Below are 22365 nucleotides of genomic sequence, written 5' to 3'. Positions count from 1 at the left end.
TCGGCGGTCGGCACCAACGTTGTGCCGCAGTCTCTCAAGCCCGGTCTGCCTTCACGTACGCGTGCGCTGACGTATGTACTGGTGAGTACGTCATTGACTATTGGGCAGTTCAGGCATTCCAGCACGACGACCTGCGCTCTTCCAAACACTGCGAGGCGATCACACGCTGTGATGCAGGCCTCACGTAAAACGGTCATAAAGAGCGAGCCCCGCCAAAAGACGGGGCCTGCCATCGCACAGCGGCACCAGCCGAACGCGACGCGTGCGGACGGGTGCCGATTCCTCTGCCGAAACGTTATGAACGCCGGGGCCGACCGTGTCAAAGGCCACAGCCGGTTTCCGGGGCGTCTACGACAACTGCCGTATAGCACTGCTGACTTGGGTATTGCCTACCGCAAGCGGGCCATCAGCGCGTGTTCGACCAGCGTGATCAGCGCGCTCTTGGCGTCGGACCGGTGCCGGGCGTCCGTGGTGATGATGGGGGTGTCGGGCCCGATCTGCAAGGCCTCCCGCACCTCCTCGGGCGCGTACGGCTGATGCCCGTCGAAGCCGTTGAGGGCGACGACGAACGGCAGCCCGCTGTTCTCGAAGTAGTCGACCGCGGGGAAACAGTCCGCGAGCCGCCGGGTGTCGACCAGCACCACGGCGCCGATCGCACCGCGCACCAGGTCGTCCCACATGAACCAGAAACGATCCTGCCCCGGCGTACCGAAGAGGTACAGGATCAGGTCCTGGTCCAGGGTGATCCGGCCGAAGTCCATGGCCACCGTGGTGGTGGTCTTGTCCCCGGTGTGGGTGAGGTCGTCGATGCCCGCGCTGGCGGACGTCATCACGGCCTCCGTACGCAGCGGGTTGATCTCCGACACGGCGCCCACGAACGTGGTCTTGCCGACGCCGAAGCCGCCCGCCACCACGATCTTCGCGGAGGTGGTGGCCCGGCCTCCGTCAGAGCTTGCGAAGTCCACTGAGCACCCTTTCGAGCAGTGTCACGTCCGGCGCGCCCGTGGTCTCGTCGCCGCCCGGCTGGTGGATGGCGACGAGCCCGGCCTCGGCCAGGTCCGCGACGAGAATCCGGGCCACACCCAGCGGCATGGCCAGGAGCGCCGATACCTCGGCGACCGACTTCACCTCACGGCAGAGGTGGCAGATGCGCTGGTGCTCAGGGAGCAGCCCCATGAGCGCTGCCGGGTCGGCCGTGGTGCTGATCAGGGCCTCGATGGCGAGCTGATAGCGCGGCCGGGTCCGGCCGCCGGTCATCGCGTACGGACGTACCAGCGGCTGGTCGCCCTCATCCTCGTACGGCTCCGCGTACGGATCATGAGAGGCGGTGGGCGGGGTCATGAATCCTCCGGGCGGGACAGCAAGTCGGTCGGTCAAGCCGTCTGACGTGGCCGGTGGGGGGTTTGTGGCGGCCGGACGGTGATGTGGTGAGACGGGTGGTGCCGGGGCCGGTCAGTGCAGCAGACTTCCCTGGAGTTCGGCGCGCAGGTCGGGCGTGAGGACGGCCCCCGCGCGGTCGACCAGGAGCGCCATCTCGTAGCCGACCAGGCCGATGTCGCACTCGGGGTGCGCGAGCACGGCCAGGGACGAGCCGTCCGAGACGGACATCAGGAAGAGAAAGCCGCGTTCCATCTCGACGACCGTCTGCGCGACGCTGCCTCCCTCGAAGATCCGGGAGGCCCCGGCCGTCAACGAGGTGAGACCGGACGCGACGGCCGCGAGCTGGTCCGCGCGGTCCCGCGGGAAGCCTTCCGACATCGCCAGAAGAAGTCCGTCGGCGGACACGACGACGGTGTGGGACACCCCGGGGGTGTTGTCCACGAAGTTGGTGATCAACCAGTTGAGGTTCTGTGCCGCTTGGCTCATCTGGCTCAACTAACGCTCCTGCTGGTGAGTGGGGCTCGGGAAGCTGCCGGTCTGCGGGCCGTTGCCGGCCTGTCGACCCTGCGCGATGCCCCGACGGAGATTGGTCAGCCGGCCGCGAACCTCATCAGGCGAACGCGAGACCTGCGGACCAGCTTGGTGCTGTTGCTGCTGAGCCGTGCCCGGTACGAGGTTCGCCCGGGGCACCCGGCGCGGCAGGCCGGAGGTGGTGACACCGCCCGCGGCGGGCTGCCGCACACGCTCCGCCTGCCGGACGAGGTCGTCGTTCGGGGAGGTGCGCCAGGAAGCGGCGGCCCGCTGAGGTGCGGACGTGGAAGGGGCCGAGGCCGGAGCCTGCGACGGGGGAGCGGGCGGAACGGGGGCCGGGCCGAGGTCGCTCGGACCGTTGCCGTTGCCGTTGCCGTTCTGCTGAGGCTGAGGCTGAGGCTGAGGCGGCTGCGGGGGCTGCTGCTGCTCCGGCTGCTCCTGCTGTCCGGCGCCGTGGAACCAGTTGGTCTCCAGGGTGTCGTACAGCGGGGTACGGCCGTCGCCCGGACCGGGGGCCGGCGGCAGCGCCTCCGGCTCCTGGCGGACGGGCCGCTGGGGGCGCTGCGGGACCGGCGGCAACGGGGCACCGAAGTCGGCGCCGCCGAGGCTGTCGTCGGCCTGCGGGCGCTCGAACTGCCCGTTGTCGCGGCTCTGTTGGCGCTCCGACAGGGCGAAGTGCCCGGTCGTGCCGGTGCCGTTGTCGTAACTCGGCACCGAGAACTGGCCGGTGGAGCCGTTGTCGTAGCCCTGCGGACGCGCGAATTGACCGGTGTTGGCGGGGTTGTTCGGGTTCGCCGGGTCGGTGCGGTTGCCGGTGGGGGCGCCGAACACGTCCGAGCGGACGAACGGCCCTGAGTCCTGGCCGGAGTTCTGGCCGTCGCCGCCGCCCTGCTGCGGGGCGCCGAAGTCCGGGCGCTGGAACTGGCCAGGCGCCTGCGGGGAGTTGGCGCCCTGCGCCGGGGCACCGAAGTCGGGGCGCGGGAACTGCGCGGTGGCGGCCGGGCCCTGGTGGTCGTCGAAGCCGGTGATCGCCGGTATCTCCGCGGTCGCGGCCGGTCCCTGCCGGTCGTCGACCCGGGGCAGCCGGGAGGTCTGCGCGGCGTCCTGCTCGTCATGGCCGCGCGGGGTGTCGAGCGCGGAACGCGGCACGGGCGGCTGGGCGTTCTCGTCGCTCCAGCTCGGCGTCCGGGGCTGCTGCGGGGCGCCGCCCGGCAGCTCGGCGCGCGGACCACCGCGGCCCGGCAGCTGCGGCTGACGCCGGCGACGGCCGCCGCCCGGCTGCTCGGCGGAGCCGCCCTGGTTCTGGGCGCCGTTCTGCTGCGGGGGCACCGGGCCCCGGTTGCCGAAGGCGTCCTGGACGCCACCGGTACCGGCCGCCCGCATGCCCTGCGGGGCACCCGGGGCCTGCGCGCCGAACCCGGCACCGGCCGGAGCGGGCCGACCACCACGGGGCGGAAGGGCGGGGGACTGCGAAGAGTGAGGTGCCTGGGGGGCCTGGGGCGACTGAGGGCCTTGCGGACCACGCGGGCCACCGGGCGCACCCGGGCCGCCGGGACGGCCGTTGCCGCCGCCCGCGCCGGGCAGTGCGGCTCGCGGACCCTGACCGGCCCCGAGCAGCCCCCCGGCGGGGGCACCGGAGCCGAGGGCACCGGCCTGCTGCTGGGCCTGGCGACGGGCGGCCGCGGCACCGGCGGCGGCCTGCGCGGCGGCCGGACCACCCCCCGTGGGACCGCTCTGCCCGCCCTGCTTGGGCTGCGGCTTGCGGCCGCCCTGGGCGACATCGACGGGCAGCATGACCAGCGCGGTCGTGCCGCCGGAGTCGGAGGGGCGCAGCTGGATGCGGATGCCGTGGCGCTGCGAGAGGCGGCCGACCACGAACAGACCCATGCGGCGGGAGACGGAGACGTCCACGGTGGGCGGCGCGGCGAGCCGTTCGTTGATCGCCGCGAGGTCCTCGGGGGAGAGGCCGATGCCGGTGTCGTGGATCTCGATCAGGACCCGGCCGTCGGGCAGCGCGTGGCCGGTGACCTTGACCTTGGTCTGCGGGGAGGAGAACGACGTGGCGTTCTCCAGCAGCTCGGCGAGGAGGTGCACGAGGTCGTTGACGACGCGTCCGGCGACCTCGGTGGTGGGCACCGAGGCCAGCTCGATGCGCTCGTACTGCTCCACCTCGGAGGCGGCGGCACGGAGCACGTCGACCAGCGGGACCGGGCGGGTCCAGCGGCGGCCGGGCTCCTCACCGGCGAGGACGAGGAGGTTCTCGCCGTTGCGGCGCATACGGGTGGCGAGGTGGTCGAGCTTGAAGAGCGAGGAGAGCTGGTCCGGGTCGGCCTCGCGGGACTCCAGTTCGGAGATGAGCGACAGCTGACGCTGGATGAGGCCCTGGGAGCGGCGCGAGAGGTTGGTGAACATCGCGTTGACGTTGCCCCGCAGCAGGGCCTGTTCGGCGGCGAGCCGGACCGCCTCGCGGTGCACGTCGTCGAAGGCCGCGGCCACCTGGCCGATCTCGTCCCGGGAGTGCACACCGACCGACTCGACGGAGGTGTCGACGTCCTGCGGGTCGGACTCGGAGAGCTGCTTGACCAGCTCGGGCAGGCGTTCCTGGGCGACCTTGTTGGCGGTCTCCTGGAGCCGGCGCAGCGAGCGGATCATGGACCGGGCGATGACGAAGGCGCCGACCAGGGAGACGCCGAGCACGAGCAGGATCAGCGCACCGGAGATGATGGCGTCCTGCTCGGTGGCGCTGCGCAGCTCGCGCGCCTTCTGCTCCATGTCCTCCAGGAGCGAGTGCTCGATCTTCTTCATCTGGTCGATCTTGGTGGAGCTGTCGTCCACCCAGTCCTGGTACGACCGCTTCTGGAGGTCGTTCAGGCCGTCCTTGCTGGCCAGGGCGCGGGACGCGTAGGTGTCCGTGGCCTTGATGGTCGCGTTGTTCTCCTCGATGGGCTTGAGGAGGGCCGCGGCCTGTTCGGAGCCGTAGATGCTCTTGAAGCTGCGCAGCTCGGAGGACTGGCTCTGCAACGCCGACTGGGCGTACAGGCGGTCGTTGTCCGAGAGGTCGCCGAAGCTGGTGTTGTTCGCGGGGAGCGCGGCGGCGAGGACCGCGCGCTGCATCGACGCGTACTCCTTGGCGGAGGAGAAGGAGGCCAGGGCGCGGGTGCGCTGGATCATCTCCGGGTTGCTGGTCGCCTCGGCCATGTCCTGGGAGAGGTCCAGGAGGTGGGTGATGAGGCGGTGGTAGGCCTCGACAGTCTGGGTCGAGTTCCCCTTGGCCTCGTAGGCCGTGTTGCGTATCTTCGCCAGCTGGTCGAGGTCGCTGACCACGCCGACCAGGCTCTCCCGGACGCCCTGGAGGTTGCCGTCCTTGCTGGAGGTGTCGATCTCCTCGGCGGCGTCGATGAAGTTCTGGGTGGCCCGGTCCGACTTCTCGCGGTAGCCCTTGACCGTGTAGTCGTTCGCCTTGGAACCGTGCGCCAGCGGGCCGGCTGACTGGTCGCGCTCCTCCTGGAGCGCGGCGGCCAGCTCGGTGGCCTGCTTGGTCATGTCCGTCAGCAGCTTCATGTTGTCGAGCTGCTGGATGTCGTCCATGTTGTCGCTGATGCGCAGGGCGCCCAGCGAGGTGGCGGCGACCACGGGGAGCGCGAGCAGCGCCACCAGACGCGTGGAGATGCGCCAGTTGCGCAGCGCGAGGGCCGAGCCCGAGGTGTTCGCGCCCTTGGCTGGTTTGGCCTGCTTGGCAGCGGGGGCCGGGGAGCCGGAAGATGCTTTCGCGCCGGGGCGTCCAGGGCGGTCACCGCCGTCGCCCGACGGGGTCCGGCCCTGGTTCTGGGCGTGCTGGGGCGAGGAGCTGCCGGCCATGGGACCAGTCCCGTCGCGCAGCTCCGGCTCCGCCGAAGCGCTGCCATCCCTCTTGAAACGTCCCTGCACTAGCGTCGCAACCTCTGGACCAGGCGCCCCTCCGCACTGCGGAAGGACACGGTGTCGGCGTTGTAGGGAGCGTCCTGAACACGCCCCCTCGTCGGTCGTGAGTGACCGGCGCTGGCTCCCCTCATCTCGCCGCTGCCGGCGTCCTCCGTGGCCCCCCTGTGCGACGGCTCGATACCCGCGGCGGTCCGTGGAATTCCAGCACAGTGCAGGATCTCCAACAAGGCCCGTGGGCCAGAGCGTGACGGAGGTGACACCTTGTGAGGGTCGGGTCACCTGACGTAGAAAGTGATCTCGCCCAAAACGGGATCAACTCCGCGAACGGGCAGGGCTCCAGGGGTGTCCCAGTCGCGATGATCAGGAGCGGAATGAGGGCTTCAGGTGGCCAATGTCCGTTTCGTTGGGGTGGGTTGTAGGTCGGGATTGACCGATTCATTCCCCTAGTGGTGAGCAAACTCACACGCTGATCACGGACTCTTCACGAGTCGGTCGGGGAATCGCATGTTTAACCTGACGGTTTACAAGACGTGACACATTGACAACCGCGCCCGCGCGCGAGGCCCTTGGGCCCCCGCCGGACGCCCGCGCACAGGACAGGCAGTACAACCGTGAAGACGACGACGATGTTCCGCCCCACCGCCAACCCCCGGCGCACGACGCTCGTTCACCTCGACGGCGCCGCCGTCCCGCAGGCCCCCGAGGCCCCGGAGCACTCCGTCGACCTGCCGACCCAGACCGCCAACCCGCGCCGCACCATCCTCATGGAACTCCCGCCCCAGCAGGCCGTCGCCGAATAAGACGCCGCACCCGTACGGGCCGGGAGGCTGATCGTCCGGCCATCCGGCACCGGCGCCGCCGGCCCCCGCCGCGCTAGCCTGGAGCGTCAGACTCCAGCCAGCTCAGTGAGGGGCGCAAGCATCCCGTGCGCATCGCCAGGTTCTCCATCGACGGGAACGTCGCCTTCGGCGCGGTCCAGGGCGACAAGCCGGACGAACTCGTCCTCGACATCATCAAGGGCATCCCGTTCGCGGACTTCGAGCTCTCCGGCACGAAGGTCCCGCTGAGCAAGGTCAGGCTGCTGCCGCCGGTGCTCCCCAACAAGGTCGTCGCCTTCGGCCGCAACTACGCCGAACACGCCCGGGAGCTGGGCAACGACGTGCCGGACGCGCCGTTCGCCTTCTTCAAGCCGTCCACCTCGGTGATCGGCCCCGGCGACGCCATCCAGTACCCGCCGTTCTCCGAGGAACTGCACCACGAGGCCGAACTCGCCGTCGTCATCGGCCGGATGTGCCGCGAGGTCCCCCGCGACCGGGTCCAGGACGTCATCCTCGGCTTCACCTGCGCCAACGACGTCACCGCCCGTGACGTCCAGCGCCGCGAGAAGCAGTGGGCCCGCGCCAAGGGCTTCGACACCTCCTGCCCGCTCGGCCCCTGGGTCGAGACGGACCTCGACCTCGCGACCGCGAGCGACCTCACCGTCCAGCTCACCGTCAACGGCGAACAACGCCAGCTCGGCCGCACGAGCGAGATGATCCACTCCATCGAGGACCTGATCGTCAACGTCTCCGAGGCCATGACGCTGCTCCCCGGCGACGTGATCCTCACCGGCACCCCGGCCGGGGTCGGACCCCTGAACGTCGGCGACGAGGTCGCCGTCACCATCGAAGGCATCGGCACTCTCACCAACAAGGTTGTCAAGCGTGGCTAGCGCATCCGCCCCAGCAGTCCGTGTCCGTTTCTGCCCGTCCCCCACCGGTAACCCGCACGTGGGCCTGGTCCGCACCGCCCTGTTCAACTGGGCGTTCGCCAAGCACCACCAGGGCACCTTGGTCTTCCGGATCGAGGACACCGACGCGGCCCGCGACTCGGAGGAGTCCTACACCCAGCTCCTCGACGCGCTGCGCTGGCTCGGCTTCGACTGGGACGAGGGCCCCGAGGTCGGCGGCCCGCACGCCCCCTACCGCCAGTCGCAGCGGATGGACCTCTACCAGGACGTCGCCGCCAAGCTCCTGGCCGCCGGGCACGCCTACCACTGCTACTGCTCCACCGAGGAGTTGGACGCCCGCCGCGACGCCGCCCGCGCCGCAGGCAAGCCCTCCGGCTACGACGGCCACTGCCGCGACCTGAGCGCCGAGCAGACCGAGGCCTACCGCGCCGAGGGCCGCACGCCGATCGTCCGCTTCCGGATGCCCGACGAGCCGATCGTCTTCACCGACCTGGTCCGCGGCGAGCTGACCTTCACGCCGGAGAACGTCCCGGACTACGGCATCGTCCGCGCCAACGGCGCCCCGCTGTACACGCTGGTCAACCCGGTCGACGACGCCCTGATGGAGATCACCCACGTCCTGCGCGGCGAGGATCTGCTCTCCTCCACCCCGCGCCAGATCGCCCTGTACAAGGCGCTGATCGACCTGGGCATCGCCCAGCAGATCCCGGCCTTCGGGCACCTGCCGTACGTGATGGGCGAGGGCAACAAGAAGCTCTCCAAGCGCGACCCGCAGGCCTCGCTCAACCTCTACCGCGAGCGCGGCTTCCTGCCCGAGGGCCTGCTCAACTACCTCTCCCTGCTGGGCTGGTCGCTCTCCGCCGACCAGGACATCTTCACGCTCGACGAGATGGTCGCGGCCTTCGACATCGCCGACGTGAACCCCAACCCGGCCCGCTTCGACCTGAAGAAGTGCGAGGCGATCAACGCCGACCACATCCGGCTGCTCGACGTGAAGGACTTCACCGAGCGCTGCCGCCCCTGGCTCCAGGCGCCGTTCGCGAACTGGGCGCCGGAGGACTTCGACGAGGCCAAGTGGCAGGCCGTCGCCCCGCACGCGCAGACCCGCGTCAAGGTCCTCTCCGAGATCACGGACAACGTCGACTTCCTGTTCCGCGCCGAGCCGGTCGAGGACGAGGCGTCCTGGACGAAGGCCATGAAGGAGGGCTCCGACGCCCTGCTCCGCACGGCCCGCGAGAAGCTGGAGGCGGCCGACTGGACCTCCGCCGAGTCCCTCAAGGAGGCCGTCCTGACCGCCGGTGAGGCCCACGGCCTCAAGCTCGGCAAGGCGCAGGCCCCGGTCCGCGTCGCCGTCACCGGCCGCACGATCGGCCTGCCGCTCTTCGAGTCCCTGGAGATCCTGGGCAAGGAGAAGACGCTGGCCCGCATCGACGCGGCCCTGGCGAAGCTCGCCGCGTAGCACCCGCGCACCCGAAGGGGCGGCACCCGGGCGACCGGATGCCGCCCCTTCGCCGTACCCCGCCGGGTACCGTCGGTCCCATGGTGATCCAAGCCGTGGTCTGGGACGTCGACGACACTCTCTTCGACTACACGACAGCCGACCGTGAGGGCATGCGGGCGCACCTCGCCGCGGAGGGCCTCCTGACCCGCTTCGGCACCCCCGAGCGGGCCCTCACCCACTGGCGCGCGATCACCGACCGCCAGTGGGCCAGGTTCGCCGCGGGAGAGGTCACCTTCGAGGCCCAACGGCGGGACCGGGTCCGGGAGTTCACCGAACGGGAGCTGACCGACGCGGAGGCCGACGACTGGTTCGGGCGCTATCTGGCCCACTACGAGGCGGGCTGGGCCCTCTTCCCCGACGTGCTGCCCGCCCTGGACGCCCTCGCCGGCAGTCACCGGCACGCGGTCCTGTCCAACTCCAGCCTCACCGTGCAGGACCGCAAACTCCGTCGCCTCGGCGTCCACGACCGCTTCGAGGTCATTCTCTGCGCCGCCGAACTCGGCGTCTCCAAACCACAGGCGGCGGCCTTCCGCACGGCCTGCGACGCCCTGGGCCTCGCCCCGCACGAGGTGGCCTACGTCGGTGACCACCCCGAGATCGACGGACGCGGGGCCGCCGACGCCGGACTGCTGTCCGTGTGGATCGACCGGGGCGGTGTGTACGGCGCCGGCGCGGCACCGGAGGGGCCCCACCGCATCGCCACGCTCGCCGAACTCCCCGTGCTCCTCGGCGCCGATACCCGTTTTGGAGCCCCGTCCACCTTCGGGTAATGTTCTTCCTGCGTCGCCGGGGAGCGGGCCGAAAGGCCGGGAACCGGAGGAGTGAAACTAGAACAAAATCCCCCCAGGGGCTTGCGTTCCAGTGGCCTATGGTGTAATTGGCAGCACGACTGATTCTGGTTCAGTTAGTCTTGGTTCGAGTCCAGGTAGGCCAGCTCGCAGAGCTCATCTGCACCAGCGGATCACATCCGCGAAGCCCCCGTTGTGTAGCGGCCTAGCACGCTGCCCTCTCAAGGCAGTAGCGCCGGTTCGAATCCGGTCGGGGGTACAGATCCTTCCCAGGAAGGCAGTCCGGGTCGCACCCGCTGCCTCTCATGCAGGATCGCTAGGGCCCCCGTTGTGTAGCGGCCTAGCACGCCGCCCTCTCAAGGCGGTAGCGCCGGTTCGAATCCGGTCGGGGGTACGGTTTGAGTTGAACCACCTTGGTCTATGGTGTAATTGGCAACACTACGGTTTCTGGTACCGTCATTCTAGGTTCGAGTCCTGGTAGACCAGCTCTGATCTGCGGAAACGCACGATGCAGGCCCCCGTTGTGTAGCGGCCTAGCACGCCGCCCTCTCAAGGCGGTAGCGCCGGTTCGAATCCGGTCGGGGGTACACGAGGGAAAGGCCCTCCACTTCGGTGGGGGGCCTTCTTCATGCTCCGGCCCACTCGGAGCCGTTCGACCGTCTCATCGGTCAACCGGCCGTGGAGCGCCGGGAGTTCGACACGTCGGTCGGGCGGTGCGGAGAGAGCCTGCCGCGGCGTTGAGGCCGGCTCCTCCTCGCGGGGTGCGGGTCAGCCCGTGCGGCGCAGGGCCTCGGAGAGCCGGCCGGCCGCGTCGATGACAGCCTGGGCGTGCATCCGGCCGGGATGCCGGGTCAGCCGCTCGATCGGACCCGACACGGAAACGGCGGCCACCACGCGGTTGGAGGGGCCGCGCACCGGCGCGGAGACCGAGGCGACGCCCGGCTCCCGCTCACCGATGGACTGGGCCCAGCCACGGCGCCGTACGCCCGACAGGGCCGTCGCCGTGAAGCGGGCCCCCTGGAGGCCCCGGTGCAGCCGCTCGGGCTCCTCCCAGGCCATCAGGATCTGTGCGGAGGAACCGGCCTTCATGGTGAGCGTGGAGCCGACCGGGACCGTGTCCCGCAGGCCCGACAGGCGCTCCGCCGCAGCCACGCAGATCCGCATCTCGCCCTGGCGGCGGTAGAGCTGCGCGCTCTCGCCCGTCACGTCCCGCAGATGCGTCAGCACCGGGCCCGCCGTCGCCAGCAGACGGTCCTCACCGGCCGCCGCCGCCAGCTCCGCCAGGCGGGGGCCGAGGATGAAACGTCCCTGCATGTCACGTGCCACCATGCGGTGGTGCTCCAGGGCCACGGCCAGTCGATGGGCCGTGGGTCGTGCCAGTCCGGTGGCCGCGACCAACCCGGCGAGGGTGGCGGGTCCGGACTCCAGGGCGCTCAGGACAAGGGCCGCCTTGTCCAGAACGCCCACGCCGCTACTGTTGTCCATGAAACGATACTCGCGTCTCACTCTGTGAAACGCAAGTTCATTTTTCCGTGAGGCCCACCACCCTCGCCCGCCACCCGGCGAGGGTCGCGTCTCCGGGCCCCGAGCCGCCCGGAACAGGCCTCCTTCTCCGGGACGCCCACGCCGCGACCGTTGTCCATGAAACGATATGTGCGTCTCACTCTGTGAAACGCGCGTTCATTTTTCCGTGAGACGCGCAACCCTGGTAGCACAGCGGCCCGTGGAGCAACGGGCCTGGCGGCGGGTGCCCGGACACGGGGGCGCGGGCGCCGTCTCCAAGGTCTCTAGTTGTGCCGACGCACGGTGGTCGGCCGGAGGGAAAGCGATGGGTAGGACACTCGCGGAGAAGGTCTGGGAGGACCATGTGGTCCGGCGCGCCGAGGGCGAGCCCGACCTTCTCTTCATCGATCTGCACCTCCTGCACGAGGTGACCAGCCCGCAGGCCTTCGACGGTCTGCGGCAGAACGGCCGCACGGTCCGCCGCCTCGACCTCACCATCGCGACCGAGGACCACAACACCCCGACCCTCGACATCGACAAGCCCATCGCGGACCCGGTCTCCCGGGCCCAGCTGGAGACGCTGCGCAAGAACTGCGCGGAGTTCGGGGTGCGCCTGCACCCGCTGGGCGACGTCGAGCAGGGCGTCGTGCACGTGGTGGGCCCGCAGCTCGGGCTGACCCAGCCCGGCACCACCGTCGTCTGCGGCGACTCCCACACCTCCACGCACGGCGCGTTCGGCGCGCTGGCGTTCGGCATCGGCACCTCCCAGGTCGAGCACGTCCTCGCCACCCAGACGCTGCCGCTGGCCCGCCCGAAGACCATGGCCATCACGGTCGACGGTGAACTGCCCGACGGCGTCACCGCCAAGGACCTCATCCTCGCCATCATCACGAAGATCGGCACCGGCGGCGGCCAGGGCTACATCCTCGAATACCGGGGTTCCGCCATCGAGAAACTCTCGATGGAAGCCCGCATGACCATCTGCAACATGTCCATCGAGGCCGGTGCCCGCGCGGGCATGATCGCCCCCGACGAGACCACCTTCGCCTACCTCAAGGGCCGCGTCCACGCCCCCCAGGGCGCCGACTGGGACGAGGCCGTCGCCTACTGGAAGACGCTGCGCACCGACGACGACGCCGAGTTCGACGCCGAGGTCGTCATCGACGCCGCCGCGCTGTCGCCGTTCGTCACCTGGGGCACCAACCCCGGCCAGGGTGCGCCGCTTTCGGCCGTCGTCCCCGACCCGGCCTCCTACGAAGACGCATCGGAGCGCCTCGCCGCCGAAAAGGCCCTGGAATACATGGGGTTGGAGGCCGGCCAGCCGCTGCGCGCCATCAACGTCGACACCGTCTTCGTAGGTTCCTGCACCAACGGCCGCATCGAGGACCTGCGCGCCGCCGCCGCGATCGTCGAGGGCCGCAAAGTCGCCGACGGCGTACGGATGCTGGTCGTCCCCGGCTCCGTCCGGGTCGGTCTCCAGGCCGTCTCCGAGGGCCTGGACAAGGTCTTCAAGGACGCCGGTGCCGAATGGCGCCACGCCGGCTGCTCGATGTGTCTGGGCATGAACCCCGACCAGCTGGCCCCCGGTGAGCGCTCCGCGTCCACCTCCAACCGCAACTTCGAGGGCAGGCAGGGCAAGGGCGGCCGCACCCACCTGGTGTCGCCGCAGGTCGCCGCCGCCACCGCCGTCCTCGGCCACCTCGCCTCACCCGCCGATCTGTCCGACGCCCCCGTGCCCGCTGGAGTCTGAGAGCCATGGAAGCATTCACCACGCACACCGGCCGGGCCGTCCCGCTGCGCCGCTCCAACGTCGACACCGACCAGATCATCCCTGCTCACTGGCTCAAGAAGGTCACCAGGGACGGGTTCGAGGACGGTCTGTTCGAGGCCTGGCGCAAAGACCCCGAGTTCGTCCTCAACCGCCCCGAGCGGCAGGGTGCGACGGTCCTGGTCGCGGGCCCCGACTTCGGCACCGGCTCCTCCCGTGAACACGCCGTCTGGGCCCTCCAGAACTTCGGCTTCAAAACGGTCATCTCGTCCCGCTTCGCCGACATCTTCCGCGGCAACTCGCTGAAGAACGGCCTGCTCACCGTCGTTCTCGACCAGCAGACCGTGAACGCGCTCCAGGAGCTGACCGAGCAGGACCCCACCGCCGAGATCACCGTCGACCTCCAGGCCCGTGAGGTGCGTGCCGAAGGCATCACCGCGGCCTTCGAACTCGACGAGAACGCCCGCTGGCGCCTCCTCAACGGGCTCGACGACATCTCCATCACGCTGAGCAACGAAGCCGACATCGCGGCCTACGAGGCCAAGCGCCCCGCGCACAAGCCGCAGACGGTCCAGCTCTGATCCACCCGGCCGACGCACTGCGCGATTCGGCCACCACGACCCCCTCCTGTACCCCCGATCAGCCCGATCGGGGGTACAGGCGTGTCTGTACCCGAACGGCCCTGCCGGGACCTGGGCTTGTCCCCAACTTCCCACGTTATAAGGGCTGTTGTCGGGGTAGCCGACGCATGTGTCCGAGACTTCCGCCCCCGCCCGGAAGGCCGTTTGAGGTACCAGTTGCGACCCCCGCAGGCGACAACTCGCCCCAGATGGCACAATCTGTGCATGGGACGCGACGGCCAACTCAAGCTCTGTGGGCGGCGGTCGCGGACCAACTCAAGGAAGCGCACCCAAGAGTGCGCGCACTGCAAGTCCCGGAGGGCGTACGGATGGCGCTGACCCGGAAGCTGCTGGTCATTACGGCCGCGGCCAAGCACGATCTCGCCGACACGGCAAGGCGGCTGGAGCAGTTCAGCGAGGACCTCGACGAGGGCCGATTCCCCGACGAAGAGGAACGCTGAACGCGACACAGGCGCCGAAACCGTTGCGGCACAAGGGTGATAAGCCCGTTTCGTGTTTGATTTGCGGTATATATCTGCCTAACGTGCGAAAAAGCCTGGACGGATTCGTTCTGGCAATGTCTCCGAAGGGGAAGACGTGAACAAGGCGCAGCTCGTAGAAGCGATTGCCGACAAGATGGGTGGCCGTCAGCAGGCCGCCGAGGCCGTCGACGCCGTTCTGGACGCGGTCGTCCGCGCGGTCGTCAGCGGCGACCGGGTCTCGGTCACCGGCTTCGGTTCGTTCGAGAAGGTCGACCGCCCGGCCCGTTACGCCCGCAACCCCCAGACGGGCGAGCGGGTTCGGGTCAAGAAGACGTCCGTGCCGCGCTTCCGCGCGGGCCAGGGTTTCAAGGACCTGGTGAGCGGCTCCAAGAAGCTCCCGAAGAACGACGTCGCGGTCAAGAAGGCGCCCAAGGGCAGCCTCACCGGCGGGGCTTCGGCCACGGTCAAGAAGGCCGTCGCGAAGAAGGCCACCACCAAGGCCGCCGCCGCCAAGAAGACCACCGCGGCGAAGAAGACCGCGGCCAAGAAGGCCACCGGCGCGGCCAAGAAGACGACCGCCAAGAAGGCCACGGGCGCCGCCAAGACCACCGCGAAGAAGGCGGCGGCGAAGAAGGCCCCGGCCGCCAAGAAGGCGACCGCCGCCACCAAGGCGCCCGCCAAGAAGACCACCACGCGCAAGGCCACGGTCAAGAAGACCACCGCTCGCAAGCGGTAAGGGCTGCACGGGCACTCACGCGCCGGGCCGGACTCCCCATCGGAGTCCGGCCCGCGGCGTGTCCGGGCGCCGCCTGGCGGGCCGGGGGCGGCTCAGAACGTCTGGAGCGTCACCAGGGTGATCCGGCGGGCCTCACCGGTGCCCTCGGTCTCGATCCGCACCCGCTGCCCGGGCCGCAGCAGCCGCAGGCCCCCGGCGTCGAACGCCGGGCCGTCGAACGGCACCGGTGTCCCGTCGTCGAGCAGCACCTGTCCGCTGCGGCTTACGGGGTCGTACGTGTATGCGGTCGCCTGCATGGCGTCGAGCCTACTGCCCGGGGATCAGCAGCCGTGCCGTCGCCGCCGCCGTGCGGGGGCCCACCCCGAGGGACAGGGCCACCCGCAGATCCTCGCCGGTGTCCACGTCCTGGCGCACCGAGTCGACGCCGGCCAGACCCAGTTCATGGGCGCCCGAGGTGCGGTGCCGGGCCCGGGAATCCGCACCGAACTCCGGGAGCAGCGCGTGCGGGGGCCGTGCCGCCAGCAGGGTCGTGCCGATTCCGGCGGCGTCGGCGAGAAAAGCGCGGGGGAATTCCGCCGCCGAGTTCAGCACCCGGTTCAATTCCGCCGGGCGCAATGCGGGGAGGTCGGCGTTGAGGGCGGCGACGGCACGGTCGGGGCGGCTCGCGCGGACCACGGCGACCGCGTGGACGAGCGCCGCGTTGAGGCCTCCGCCGGGCTCGTCGGCGATGATGTCGGCGCCCAGTGCGGCCAGTTCCCGACCGGCCAGCGCGTCGCCCGTGACGACGGCCACATCACCCACCGCGGGGCTCGCCAGCGCCGCCGCCACGGTGTCCAGGGCGAACGCGAGGGCGAGGCCGGGGCGCAGCGCGTCGGCCGCGGTGCCCGACAGCCTGCTCTTGGCCCGGGCCAGGGGCTTCAGGGGTATGACCAAGGTCCACTGCACCAGCGTTCCGTCCCTCTCTCGTGGCGGCCATTGTCGCGCAGCCGGCGCCCGACCCATCTGGCGGTCGCGGGCGTGAGGCGTACGGTGTTCTCGACAGACCGGCGGCCCGGGGTGAGACTTGTCCGGCCCCCCAGGCCCAAGAGGAAGGTGTCCCGCGTGCCCCGCCGCAGAATCGGCTTCTGGTACCGCTTCGCAGCGGTCCTGTGCAAACCGCCGTTGGTGGTTCTGATCAAGCGGGACTGGCGCGGAATGGAGCACATTCCGGCCGAGGGCGGTTTTATCACCGCGGTGAACCACAATTCCTACGTGGACCCCTTCGCGTACGCGCACTATCAGTACAACACCGGGCGGGTTCCGAGATTCCTCGCGAAGAGCGGGCTTTTCAGCAAGGGATTCGTCGGCGCCGCGATGCGGGGGACCGGACAGATCCCCGTCTACCGCGAGAGCACCGACGCACTCAGCGCCTTCCGGGCCGCGATCGCCGCCGTCGAGCGCGGTGAATGCGTCGCCTTCTATCCCGAGGGCACCATCACCCGTGACCCGGACGGCTGGCCCATGACGGGCAAGACCGGTGCCGCGCGCGTCGCCCTCCAGACCAAGTGCCCGGTGATTCCCGTCGCCCAGTGGGGCGCCAACGAACTGCTGCCGCCCTACAGCAGCACCCCGCACGTCCTGCCGCGCAAGACCCACCATGTGCTGGCGGGGCCGCCGGTCGACCTCTCCCGGTTCTACGACCGGGAGATGACCGCCGACCTCCTCAAGGAAGCCACCGAGGTCATCATGGCGGCCGTCACCCGCCAACTGGAGGAGATCCGGGGGGAGAAGGCCCCCGACAGGCCCTACGATCCACGCCGCGAACGCATCGAGCAACGCAGGCGCACACGCGGCCGCAACGGCCATAAAGAGGAGAGCGGCACGTGAGCAAACCGGTCAAGGCGGCGGTCCTCAGCGCGGGTTCATGGGGAACGGCCTTCGCGACGGTGCTCGCGGACGCCGGCTGCGACGTCACCCTGTGGGCCCGGCGCCCCGAGGTCGTCGACGCCATCAACTCCACGCGGACCAACCCGGATTACCTCCCCGGCGTCGAACTCCCGCAGAACGTCAGGGCGACCGGCGATCCCGCCGAGGCCGCCGCGGACGCCGACTTCACCGTGCTGTCGGTGCCGTCCCAGACACTGCGCGCCAACCTCGCGGACTGGACACCGCTGCTCGCCCCCGGCACCGTGCTGGTCTCCCTGATGAAGGGCGTCGAACTCGGCACGACCATGCGGATGAGCGAGGTCGTCGCCGATGTCACCAAGGTCGACCTCGACCGCATCGCCGTCGTCACCGGACCCAACCTGGCCCGCGAGATCGCCTCCCGGATGCCGGCCGCCGCGGTGGTCGCCTGCACCGACGAAGCGGTCGCCCAGCGGCTCCAGACCGCCTGCCACACGCCGTACTTCCGCCCCTACACCAACACCGACGTGGTCGGCTGCGAGTTGGGCGGCGCCGTGAAGAACGTCATCGGGCTCGCCGTCGGCATCGCGGACGGCATGGGGCTCGGCGACAACGCCAAGGGCTCGCTCATCACGCGCGGCCTCGCCGAGACCACCCGGCTGGGCCTCGCGATGGGCGCCGACCCGCTGACGTTCGCCGGACTCGCCGGGCTCGGCGACCTGGTGGCGACCTGCTCCTCGCCGCTGTCGCGCAACCACACCTTCGGCACCAACCTCGGCAAGGGCATGACCCTCCAGGAGACCATCGCGGTCACCCGGCAGACCGCCGAGGGCGTCAAGTCCTGTGAGTCCGTTGCCGACTTGGCCCGTCGGCACGGCGTGGAGATGCCCATCACCGAGACGGTCGTCGACATCGTCCACGAGGGCAAGCCGCCGGTGGTCGCGCTCAAGGAACTGATGTCGCGCAGCGCGAAGCCCGAACGCCGCTGAGCGTGCCGCCGCCGGGTGCCGCCGGGTGCCGCCGAGGGTGCCGTGGCGCGTCGCGGTGGCCGGTCGTGACCCTTCCGGGCGCCGTGCGAACCGCCGCCCGTCAACGGACGCTGACTCAGCCCGCGACCAACGGGTACCCTCAACGCGATATGAGCACCGAGAACCTCCCCCAGAGCCCTGAGCAGCCTGCTCGTAAGCCGCGTGTGGCCGTCGTGTTCGGCGGGCGCAGCTCCGAACACGGGATCTCCGTGGTCACCGCCGGCGCCGTCCTGCGCGCCATCGACCGGACCAAGTACGAGGTCCTGCCGATCGGCATCACGCGCGACGGCCGGTGGGCGCTCACCGCCGACGAGCCCGACCGGATGAGGATCACCGACCGGCGCACGCCCGCCGTCGAGGAACTCGCCGAGTCCAGCGACGGCGGCGTGGTGCTGTCCGTCGACCCCGCCAACCGCGAGGTCGTCTACAGCGAGCCGGGCTCGGTGCCCAAGGCGCTCGGCGAGGTCGACGTCGTCTTCCCCGTCCTGCACGGCCCCTACGGCGAGGACGGCACCCTTCAGGGCCTCCTGGAGTTGTCCGGCGTCCCCTACGTGGGCTCCGGCGTGCTCGCCTCGGCCGTCGGCCAGGACAAGGAGTACATGAAGCGGGTGTTCACCTCCTTCGGGCTCAAGGTCGGCCCGTACGTGGTGATCCGGCCGCGCGAGTGGGAGCGCGACGAGTCCGCCGCCCGCGCGAAGATCGTCGACTTCGCCGGTGAGCACGGCTGGCCGCTCTTCGTGAAGCCCGCGCGCGCGGGGTCGTCGATCGGCATCACCAAGGTCGACGATCTGTCCGGGCTCGACGAGGCGATCGCCGAGGCGCAGCGGCACGACCCGAAGATCCTGGTCGAGGCGGCGCTCAGGGGGCGGGAGATCGAGTGCGGGGTGCTGGAGTTCGAGGACGGGCCCCGGGCGTCCCTGCCGGCCGAGATTCCGCCGCCGGACGCGCACGCGTACTACGACTTCGAGGCCAAGTACATCGATTCCACGCCGGGGATGGTGCCCGCGCCGTTGACCGACGCGGAGACCGCTGAGGTGCGGCGGCTTGCCGTGGACGCGTTCGAGGCGGCGTCGTGCGAGGGGTTGGTGCGGGCGGACTTCTTCCTCACGGAGGAGGGGGAGTTCGTGATCAACGAGATCAATACGATGCCCGGGTTCACGCCGATCTCGATGTATCCGCAGATGTGGCAGGCCACGGGGGTGGAGTATCCCGAGTTGGTCGATCTGCTGGTGCGGGCTGCTCTGCGGCGGTCCACGGGGTTGCGGTAGCTGGTCGCTACGGGGCCGGTTCGTGGCCGGGTGCGGCGCCGTCGTGGCTGGTCGCGCCCGCGCGGCGGAGCCGCATTCGATACAGTCCCGCGCCCCTTGGCGGCGTTGCCGGGCCGTTGGCCGTGAGGTTCAGTTGGCTATTCCTTGGGGGATGGACTTCTTTATTGCTGGGGCCAGGTCTGTCAGGGGGGAGAGGCCTTGGGGGGTGCGGGAGTTGGGGAGGGTTACCTCCACGTAGGTCTTGCGCAGGGTTGTGGTGAAGCGGAACGAGCCGTCGGGCTGTTTCTCCAGGAGCCAGCCGACGCCGTCGACCTCGACTCCGTCGGCCTCGGGATCGTTCATCTTCGCGGGTCGTGCGATGCCGCAGCGCAGTATGATCGCCGGGTTCCCCCAGCCCGCGGTCAGCGCGGACGCGGGCGAGGGATCGCGGCGGCCGAGGCCGTCGACCTCGGACGGCAACGTCCTGTCGAGATTCCGGCACAGCTTCACGGCCGCGGCTCCCGGGGAGGGAACCGTCGCCCGGGCGCCGTCGTCTGCCGAGGAGCAGCCCGCGGTGGTGAGCAGCAGGGCGAGCGCGGGCAGACCGATGAGCCGGTGACGGAGGAAGTTCACCGGCTCAAGGGTAGACGGGGGCTACAGATGGACGACCGGACAGGTCAGGGTGCGGGTGATGCCGTCCACCTGCTGGACTTTGGCGACCACCATGCGGCCCAGCTCGTCCACCGTGTCGGACTGGGCCCGCACGATCACGTCGTAGGGACCGGTCACGTCCTCGGCCTGGATGACGCCGGGAATCGTGCCGATCGTCTCGGCGACGGACGATGCCTTGCCGACCTCGGTCTGGATCAGGATGTACGCCTGTACCACGGAACCTCCAGGGCGGCCACGAGGATCATGTGGGGGGAAGGAACGCCACGGTATCGCGTCCCCGCTCACCACGGGGAGACCCGAGGGAGTGGTCCCCGCGTGCCGGGACACGGGAACCCCGGGAACCTCGGACAGCTTGAGGCACCGCGCACGAAGGCCCCTCGACCGTATCGAGGACACTGGTGGAGCGCGACCGGGCACGGCTCGGCACTGATCATGGGAGAGAAGGGGAGCCAGGGCGATGAAGGGCACTGTTGGTGAGCTGGGCGAGTTCGGGCTCATCAGGGAGCTCACCTCCCGTCTCACCACCACCCCGGCGGTCCGGGTCGGCCCCGGCGACGACGCCGCCGTGGTCGCCGCACCCGACCGCAGGGTCGTGGCCAGCACCGACATCCTGCTGGAGGGGCGGCACTTCCGCCGCGACTGGTCCACGGCGTACGACGTCGGCCGCAAGGCCGCCGCGCAGAACCTCGCGGACATCGCCGCCATGGGCGCGGTGCCGACCGCGCTGCTGCTCGGTCTGGTGGTGCCGGCCGAACTGCCGGTGACCTGGGCGAGCGAGCTGATGGACGGGCTGCGCGACGAGTGCCAGGTCGCGGGCGCCTCCGTGGTCGGCGGCGATGTGGTGCGCGGCGACACCATCATGGTGTCGATCACCGCACTCGGCGATCTGCGCGGCCATGAGCCGGTGACCCGGGCCGGTGCCCAGCCCGGTGACCTCGTCGCCGTGACGGGCTGGCTGGGCTGGTCGGCGGCCGGGTACGCGGTGCTGGCACGGGGGTTCCGCTCGCCGCGGGCCTTCGTGGAGGCGCACCGGCGTCCCGAGCCGCCCTACCACGCGGGTCCGGCCGCCGCCGGGCTCGGCGCGACCGCGATGTGCGACGTCAGCGACGGCCTGATCGCCGACCTCGGACACATCGCGGAGTCCAGCAAGGTGCGCATCGACGTCCGGTCCGGCGCGATCGACATCCCGACCCAGATGCACGACATCGGGCAGGCCGTCGGCGTCGATCCGATGCAGTGGGTGCTGACCGGGGGAGAGGACCACGCGATCGTGGCGACGTTCCCGCAGGACGTGAAGCTGCCCGCCCGCTGGAAGGTGATCGGCGAGGTCCTCAACCCCTCGGCGCTGCCCCAGGTGACGGTCGACGGGGCGCCCTGGACCAGCAAGGGCGGCTGGGACCACTTCGGGGACATCGAGTCGTGAGGCCGCCCAGGGTGCTCACCGTGGCCGGCTCCGACTCGGGGGGCGGCGCGGGGATTCAGGCCGACCTGAAGACGATGCTGGCGCTCGGCACGCACGGCATGAGCGTCGTCACCGCCGTCACCGCACAGAACTCCCTGGGCGTACAAGGGGCTTGGCCGCTGCCGGTCGAGGTGGTGCGGGCGCAGTACCGCAGCGTCGTCGACGACATCGGCGTGGACGCCGTGAAGACCGGGATGCTGGCCTCGGCCGAACTGGTCGAGACGGTCGCGGAGTTGATCGCCGGGACGGCTGCCCCGGTCGTCGTCGACCCGGTGGGCGTCTCCAAGCACGGCGACTCGCTGCTGGCCGCGTCCGCCCTCACCTCGGTCCGCGCCACGCTGCTGCCGTTGGCCACCGTCGCCACCCCGAACCTCGACGAGGTCGCCCAACTCACCGGCGTCCGGGTCGAGTCGGAGGGGCAGCTGCGGGAGGCCGCGGCGGCGGTGCTGGCGTACGGGCCGCGCTGGGTCGTCGTCAAGGGCGGGCATCTCGCGGGCGACGCGGTGGATCTGCTCACCGACGGCGACGAGGAGCACTGGCTGCGTTCACCTCGCCGCGACAACCGGCACACCCACGGCACCGGCTGCACGCTGGCCTCCGCGATCGCCGCGCACCTCGCCCGGGGACGGACGGTGCCGCAGGCGGTACGGGCCGCGAAGGAGTACGTCACCGGGGCCCTCGCGGCCGGGTTCGCGCTCGGCGAGGGGATCGGCCCGGTCGATCACGGCTGGACGTTCCGGGACCGCTGAGGCGGGGTCGCGTCAACGGCGTCGAGGAGCCGATACGCAGAGCAGAAAGTCGGCGCAGAAAGTCGGCGCAGAAAGTCGGCACAGAGCAAAAAGCCGGTCCACACGAGGTGGACCGGCTTCTTACAGCGAACCGGCAGTGGCCGCGCGCTCAGCTGAGCGTCAGCGCGAGACCTTGCCGGCCTTGATGCAAGAGGTGCAAGCGTTCACGCGCTTCGGCGTCCCGCCGACCACGGTACGCACGCGCTGGATGTTCGGGTTCCAGCGACGGGGCGTACGGCGGTGCGAGTGCGAGATGTTGTTGCCGAAGCCCGGCCCCTTGCCGCAGACGTCGCAGTTGGCAGCCACGGGTCACTCCAAAGACTTC

At 70.4% G+C, this 22365-nt stretch carries 22 protein-coding genes, 5 tRNA genes and 1 pseudogene; 18 read left to right on the top strand and 10 right to left on the bottom strand.

What is annotated here, in order from left to right; translation table 11 throughout:
* Nucleotides 1-389: 389 nt before the first annotated feature.
* The 4 genes from ACIQOU_RS14310 to ACIQOU_RS14295 form a co-directional block, all read right to left on the bottom strand.
* Nucleotides 390-965 carry an ATP/GTP-binding protein gene (locus ACIQOU_RS14310; RefSeq protein ID WP_015657619.1) on the bottom strand — a complete coding sequence of 192 codons (576 nt, stop codon included), beginning with the start codon at nucleotides 963-965 and terminating at the stop codon, nucleotides 390-392.
* The gene (locus ACIQOU_RS14305) at nucleotides 946-1341 is read right to left on the bottom strand and encodes a DUF742 domain-containing protein (protein ID WP_016432454.1); all 396 of its coding nucleotides are present in this window, start codon (nucleotides 1339-1341) and stop codon (nucleotides 946-948) included. The genes ACIQOU_RS14310 and ACIQOU_RS14305 overlap by 20 nt, the downstream gene beginning before the upstream one ends.
* 111 nt (nucleotides 1342-1452) lie before the next feature.
* The gene (locus ACIQOU_RS14300) at nucleotides 1453-1866 is read right to left on the bottom strand and encodes a roadblock/LC7 domain-containing protein (RefSeq protein WP_003993189.1); all 414 of its coding nucleotides are present in this window, start codon (nucleotides 1864-1866) and stop codon (nucleotides 1453-1455) included.
* Between the two features lie 9 nt (nucleotides 1867-1875).
* Nucleotides 1876-5838 carry a nitrate- and nitrite sensing domain-containing protein gene (locus ACIQOU_RS14295; protein ID WP_401536955.1) on the bottom strand — a complete coding sequence of 1321 codons (3963 nt, stop codon included), beginning with the start codon at nucleotides 5836-5838 and terminating at the stop codon, nucleotides 1876-1878.
* 605 nt (nucleotides 5839-6443) lie between these two features.
* Between ACIQOU_RS14295 and ACIQOU_RS14290 the strand changes: the two genes are divergently transcribed.
* From ACIQOU_RS14290 to ACIQOU_RS14250, 9 genes are all read left to right on the top strand, one after another.
* Nucleotides 6444-6632, top strand: a complete 189-nt coding sequence (locus tag ACIQOU_RS14290) for a hypothetical protein (protein WP_401536953.1) — start codon at nucleotides 6444-6446, stop codon at nucleotides 6630-6632.
* A gap of 125 nt (nucleotides 6633-6757) precedes the next feature.
* On the top strand, nucleotides 6758-7543 hold the full coding sequence (locus tag ACIQOU_RS14285; RefSeq protein WP_401536952.1) for a fumarylacetoacetate hydrolase family protein: 786 nt from the start codon (nucleotides 6758-6760) through the stop codon (nucleotides 7541-7543).
* Nucleotides 7536-9020 carry a glutamate--tRNA ligase gene (gltX, locus tag ACIQOU_RS14280; RefSeq protein ID WP_401536951.1) on the top strand — a complete coding sequence of 495 codons (1485 nt, stop codon included), beginning with the start codon at nucleotides 7536-7538 and terminating at the stop codon, nucleotides 9018-9020. Before ACIQOU_RS14285 ends, gltX begins: the two co-directional genes overlap by 8 nt.
* An 80-nt stretch (nucleotides 9021-9100) precedes the next feature.
* A complete protein-coding gene (locus tag ACIQOU_RS14275; RefSeq protein ID WP_401536950.1) occupies nucleotides 9101-9832 on the top strand; it encodes an HAD family hydrolase in 732 nt (243 codons plus the stop codon).
* 92 nt (nucleotides 9833-9924) lie between these two features.
* Nucleotides 9925-9996 (top strand) — tRNA-Gln (locus tag ACIQOU_RS14270).
* A gap of 40 nt (nucleotides 9997-10036) precedes the next feature.
* Nucleotides 10037-10109 (top strand) — tRNA-Glu (locus ACIQOU_RS14265).
* Nucleotides 10110-10171: 62 nt separating this feature from the next.
* A tRNA-Glu gene (locus ACIQOU_RS14260) sits at nucleotides 10172-10244 on the top strand.
* A 20-nt stretch (nucleotides 10245-10264) separates the two neighbouring features.
* Nucleotides 10265-10336: transfer RNA gene (locus tag ACIQOU_RS14255), tRNA-Gln, on the top strand.
* Between the two features lie 28 nt (nucleotides 10337-10364).
* Nucleotides 10365-10437 (top strand) — tRNA-Glu (locus ACIQOU_RS14250).
* Between the two features lie 181 nt (nucleotides 10438-10618).
* On the opposite strand, the gene ndgR is transcribed toward ACIQOU_RS14250, so the two are convergent.
* Entirely contained in the window at nucleotides 10619-11335 is a 717-nt protein-coding gene (gene ndgR / locus ACIQOU_RS14245; protein WP_390650102.1) for an IclR family transcriptional regulator NdgR, read from the bottom strand.
* A 343-nt stretch (nucleotides 11336-11678) separates the two neighbouring features.
* On the opposite strand from ndgR, the gene leuC reads away from it, so the two are divergent.
* The 4 genes and pseudogenes from leuC (at nucleotide 11679) to ACIQOU_RS14225 (ending at nucleotide 14959) form a co-directional block, all read left to right on the top strand.
* Nucleotides 11679-13103 (top strand): 3-isopropylmalate dehydratase large subunit, encoded by a 1425-nt coding sequence (gene leuC, locus ACIQOU_RS14240; protein ID WP_401536948.1) that lies wholly within the window; start codon nucleotides 11679-11681, stop codon nucleotides 13101-13103.
* A 5-nt stretch (nucleotides 13104-13108) separates the two neighbouring features.
* Complete coding sequence (gene leuD / locus ACIQOU_RS14235) at nucleotides 13109-13702, top strand: 3-isopropylmalate dehydratase small subunit (protein ID WP_401536947.1); 594 nt, start codon at nucleotides 13109-13111, stop codon at nucleotides 13700-13702.
* 264 nt (nucleotides 13703-13966) lie between these two features.
* Nucleotides 13967-14202 (top strand): annotated as a pseudogene (locus ACIQOU_RS14230) (hypothetical protein).
* Nucleotides 14203-14338: 136 nt separating this feature from the next.
* On the top strand, nucleotides 14339-14959 hold the full coding sequence (locus ACIQOU_RS14225) for an HU family DNA-binding protein (RefSeq protein WP_401536946.1): 621 nt from the start codon (nucleotides 14339-14341) through the stop codon (nucleotides 14957-14959).
* A gap of 92 nt (nucleotides 14960-15051) precedes the next feature.
* Here the strand turns inward: ACIQOU_RS14225 and ACIQOU_RS14220 are convergent, their stop codons facing one another.
* Nucleotides 15052-15255: a hypothetical protein gene (locus ACIQOU_RS14220; protein ID WP_401536945.1), complete on the bottom strand. Its 204-nt coding sequence runs from the start codon at nucleotides 15253-15255 to the stop codon at nucleotides 15052-15054.
* Nucleotides 15256-15265: 10 nt separating this feature from the next.
* Nucleotides 15266-15904, bottom strand: coding sequence for a 2-phospho-L-lactate guanylyltransferase (cofC, locus tag ACIQOU_RS14215; protein ID WP_401536943.1), 639 nt, complete (start codon nucleotides 15902-15904; stop codon nucleotides 15266-15268).
* A gap of 156 nt (nucleotides 15905-16060) precedes the next feature.
* Here cofC and ACIQOU_RS14210 point away from each other — a divergent pair, with 156 nt between their 5' ends.
* The 3 genes from ACIQOU_RS14210 (at nucleotide 16061) to ACIQOU_RS14200 (ending at nucleotide 19139) form a co-directional block, all read left to right on the top strand.
* Nucleotides 16061-16825, top strand: a complete 765-nt coding sequence (locus tag ACIQOU_RS14210; protein WP_401536942.1) for a lysophospholipid acyltransferase family protein — start codon at nucleotides 16061-16063, stop codon at nucleotides 16823-16825.
* Nucleotides 16822-17832, top strand: coding sequence for an NAD(P)H-dependent glycerol-3-phosphate dehydrogenase (locus tag ACIQOU_RS14205; protein ID WP_401536941.1), 1011 nt, complete (start codon nucleotides 16822-16824; stop codon nucleotides 17830-17832). The genes ACIQOU_RS14210 and ACIQOU_RS14205 overlap by 4 nt, the downstream gene beginning before the upstream one ends.
* A gap of 149 nt (nucleotides 17833-17981) precedes the next feature.
* Nucleotides 17982-19139, top strand: coding sequence for a D-alanine--D-alanine ligase family protein (locus ACIQOU_RS14200; RefSeq protein ID WP_401536940.1), 1158 nt, complete (start codon nucleotides 17982-17984; stop codon nucleotides 19137-19139).
* Between the two features lie 129 nt (nucleotides 19140-19268).
* Here ACIQOU_RS14200 and ACIQOU_RS14195 read toward each other — a convergent pair whose 3' ends face one another.
* Nucleotides 19269-19751 carry a DUF3515 domain-containing protein gene (locus ACIQOU_RS14195; protein ID WP_401536938.1) on the bottom strand — a complete coding sequence of 161 codons (483 nt, stop codon included), beginning with the start codon at nucleotides 19749-19751 and terminating at the stop codon, nucleotides 19269-19271.
* 21 nt (nucleotides 19752-19772) lie between these two features.
* On the bottom strand, nucleotides 19773-20006 hold the full coding sequence (locus tag ACIQOU_RS14190; protein ID WP_401536936.1) for an Lrp/AsnC family transcriptional regulator: 234 nt from the start codon (nucleotides 20004-20006) through the stop codon (nucleotides 19773-19775).
* Nucleotides 20007-20247: 241 nt separating this feature from the next.
* Here ACIQOU_RS14190 and ACIQOU_RS14185 point away from each other — a divergent pair, with 241 nt between their 5' ends.
* Nucleotides 20248-21213, top strand: a complete 966-nt coding sequence (locus ACIQOU_RS14185) for a thiamine-phosphate kinase (protein ID WP_401536935.1) — start codon at nucleotides 20248-20250, stop codon at nucleotides 21211-21213.
* Complete coding sequence (gene thiD / locus ACIQOU_RS14180; protein WP_401536934.1) at nucleotides 21210-22001, top strand: bifunctional hydroxymethylpyrimidine kinase/phosphomethylpyrimidine kinase; 792 nt, start codon at nucleotides 21210-21212, stop codon at nucleotides 21999-22001. The genes ACIQOU_RS14185 and thiD overlap by 4 nt, the downstream gene beginning before the upstream one ends.
* A gap of 159 nt (nucleotides 22002-22160) precedes the next feature.
* Here the strand turns inward: thiD and rpmB are convergent, their stop codons facing one another.
* A complete protein-coding gene (gene rpmB / locus ACIQOU_RS14175; protein ID WP_004924906.1) occupies nucleotides 22161-22346 on the bottom strand; it encodes a 50S ribosomal protein L28 in 186 nt (61 codons plus the stop codon).
* Nucleotides 22347-22365 lie beyond the last annotated feature (19 nt).

Source organism: Streptomyces sp. NPDC091279, assembly GCF_044757465.1.
In the GTDB taxonomy this organism is placed as follows: Bacteria; Actinomycetota; Actinomycetes; order Streptomycetales; family Streptomycetaceae; genus Streptomyces.
The sequence above is the reverse complement of the archived record's forward strand: the minus strand, read 5'-3'. Positions and strand labels throughout refer to the sequence as shown.

Bases quoted from the DNA above. Each gene is read 5' to 3' on its own strand.
- ACIQOU_RS14305 (WP_016432454.1), bottom strand. From the start codon at position 1,341: ATGACCCCGCCCACCGCCTCTCATGATCCGTACGCGGAGCCGTACGAG.
- ACIQOU_RS14300 (WP_003993189.1), bottom strand. From the start codon at position 1,866: ATGAGCCAAGCGGCACAGAACCTCAACTGGTTGATCACCAACTTCGTG.
- ACIQOU_RS14275 (WP_401536950.1), top strand. From the start codon at position 9,101: ATGGTGATCCAAGCCGTGGTCTGGGACGTCGACGACACTCTCTTCGAC.
- ndgR (WP_390650102.1), bottom strand. From the start codon at position 11,335: ATGGACAACAGTAGCGGCGTGGGCGTTCTGGACAAGGCGGCCCTTGTC.
- leuC (WP_401536948.1), top strand. From the start codon at position 11,679: ATGGGTAGGACACTCGCGGAGAAGGTCTGGGAGGACCATGTGGTCCGG.
- leuD (WP_401536947.1), top strand. From the start codon at position 13,109: ATGGAAGCATTCACCACGCACACCGGCCGGGCCGTCCCGCTGCGCCGC.
- ACIQOU_RS14220 (WP_401536945.1), bottom strand. From the start codon at position 15,255: ATGCAGGCGACCGCATACACGTACGACCCCGTAAGCCGCAGCGGACAG.
- ACIQOU_RS14200 (WP_401536940.1), top strand. From the start codon at position 17,982: ATGAGCACCGAGAACCTCCCCCAGAGCCCTGAGCAGCCTGCTCGTAAG.
- ACIQOU_RS14185 (WP_401536935.1), top strand. From the start codon at position 20,248: ATGAAGGGCACTGTTGGTGAGCTGGGCGAGTTCGGGCTCATCAGGGAG.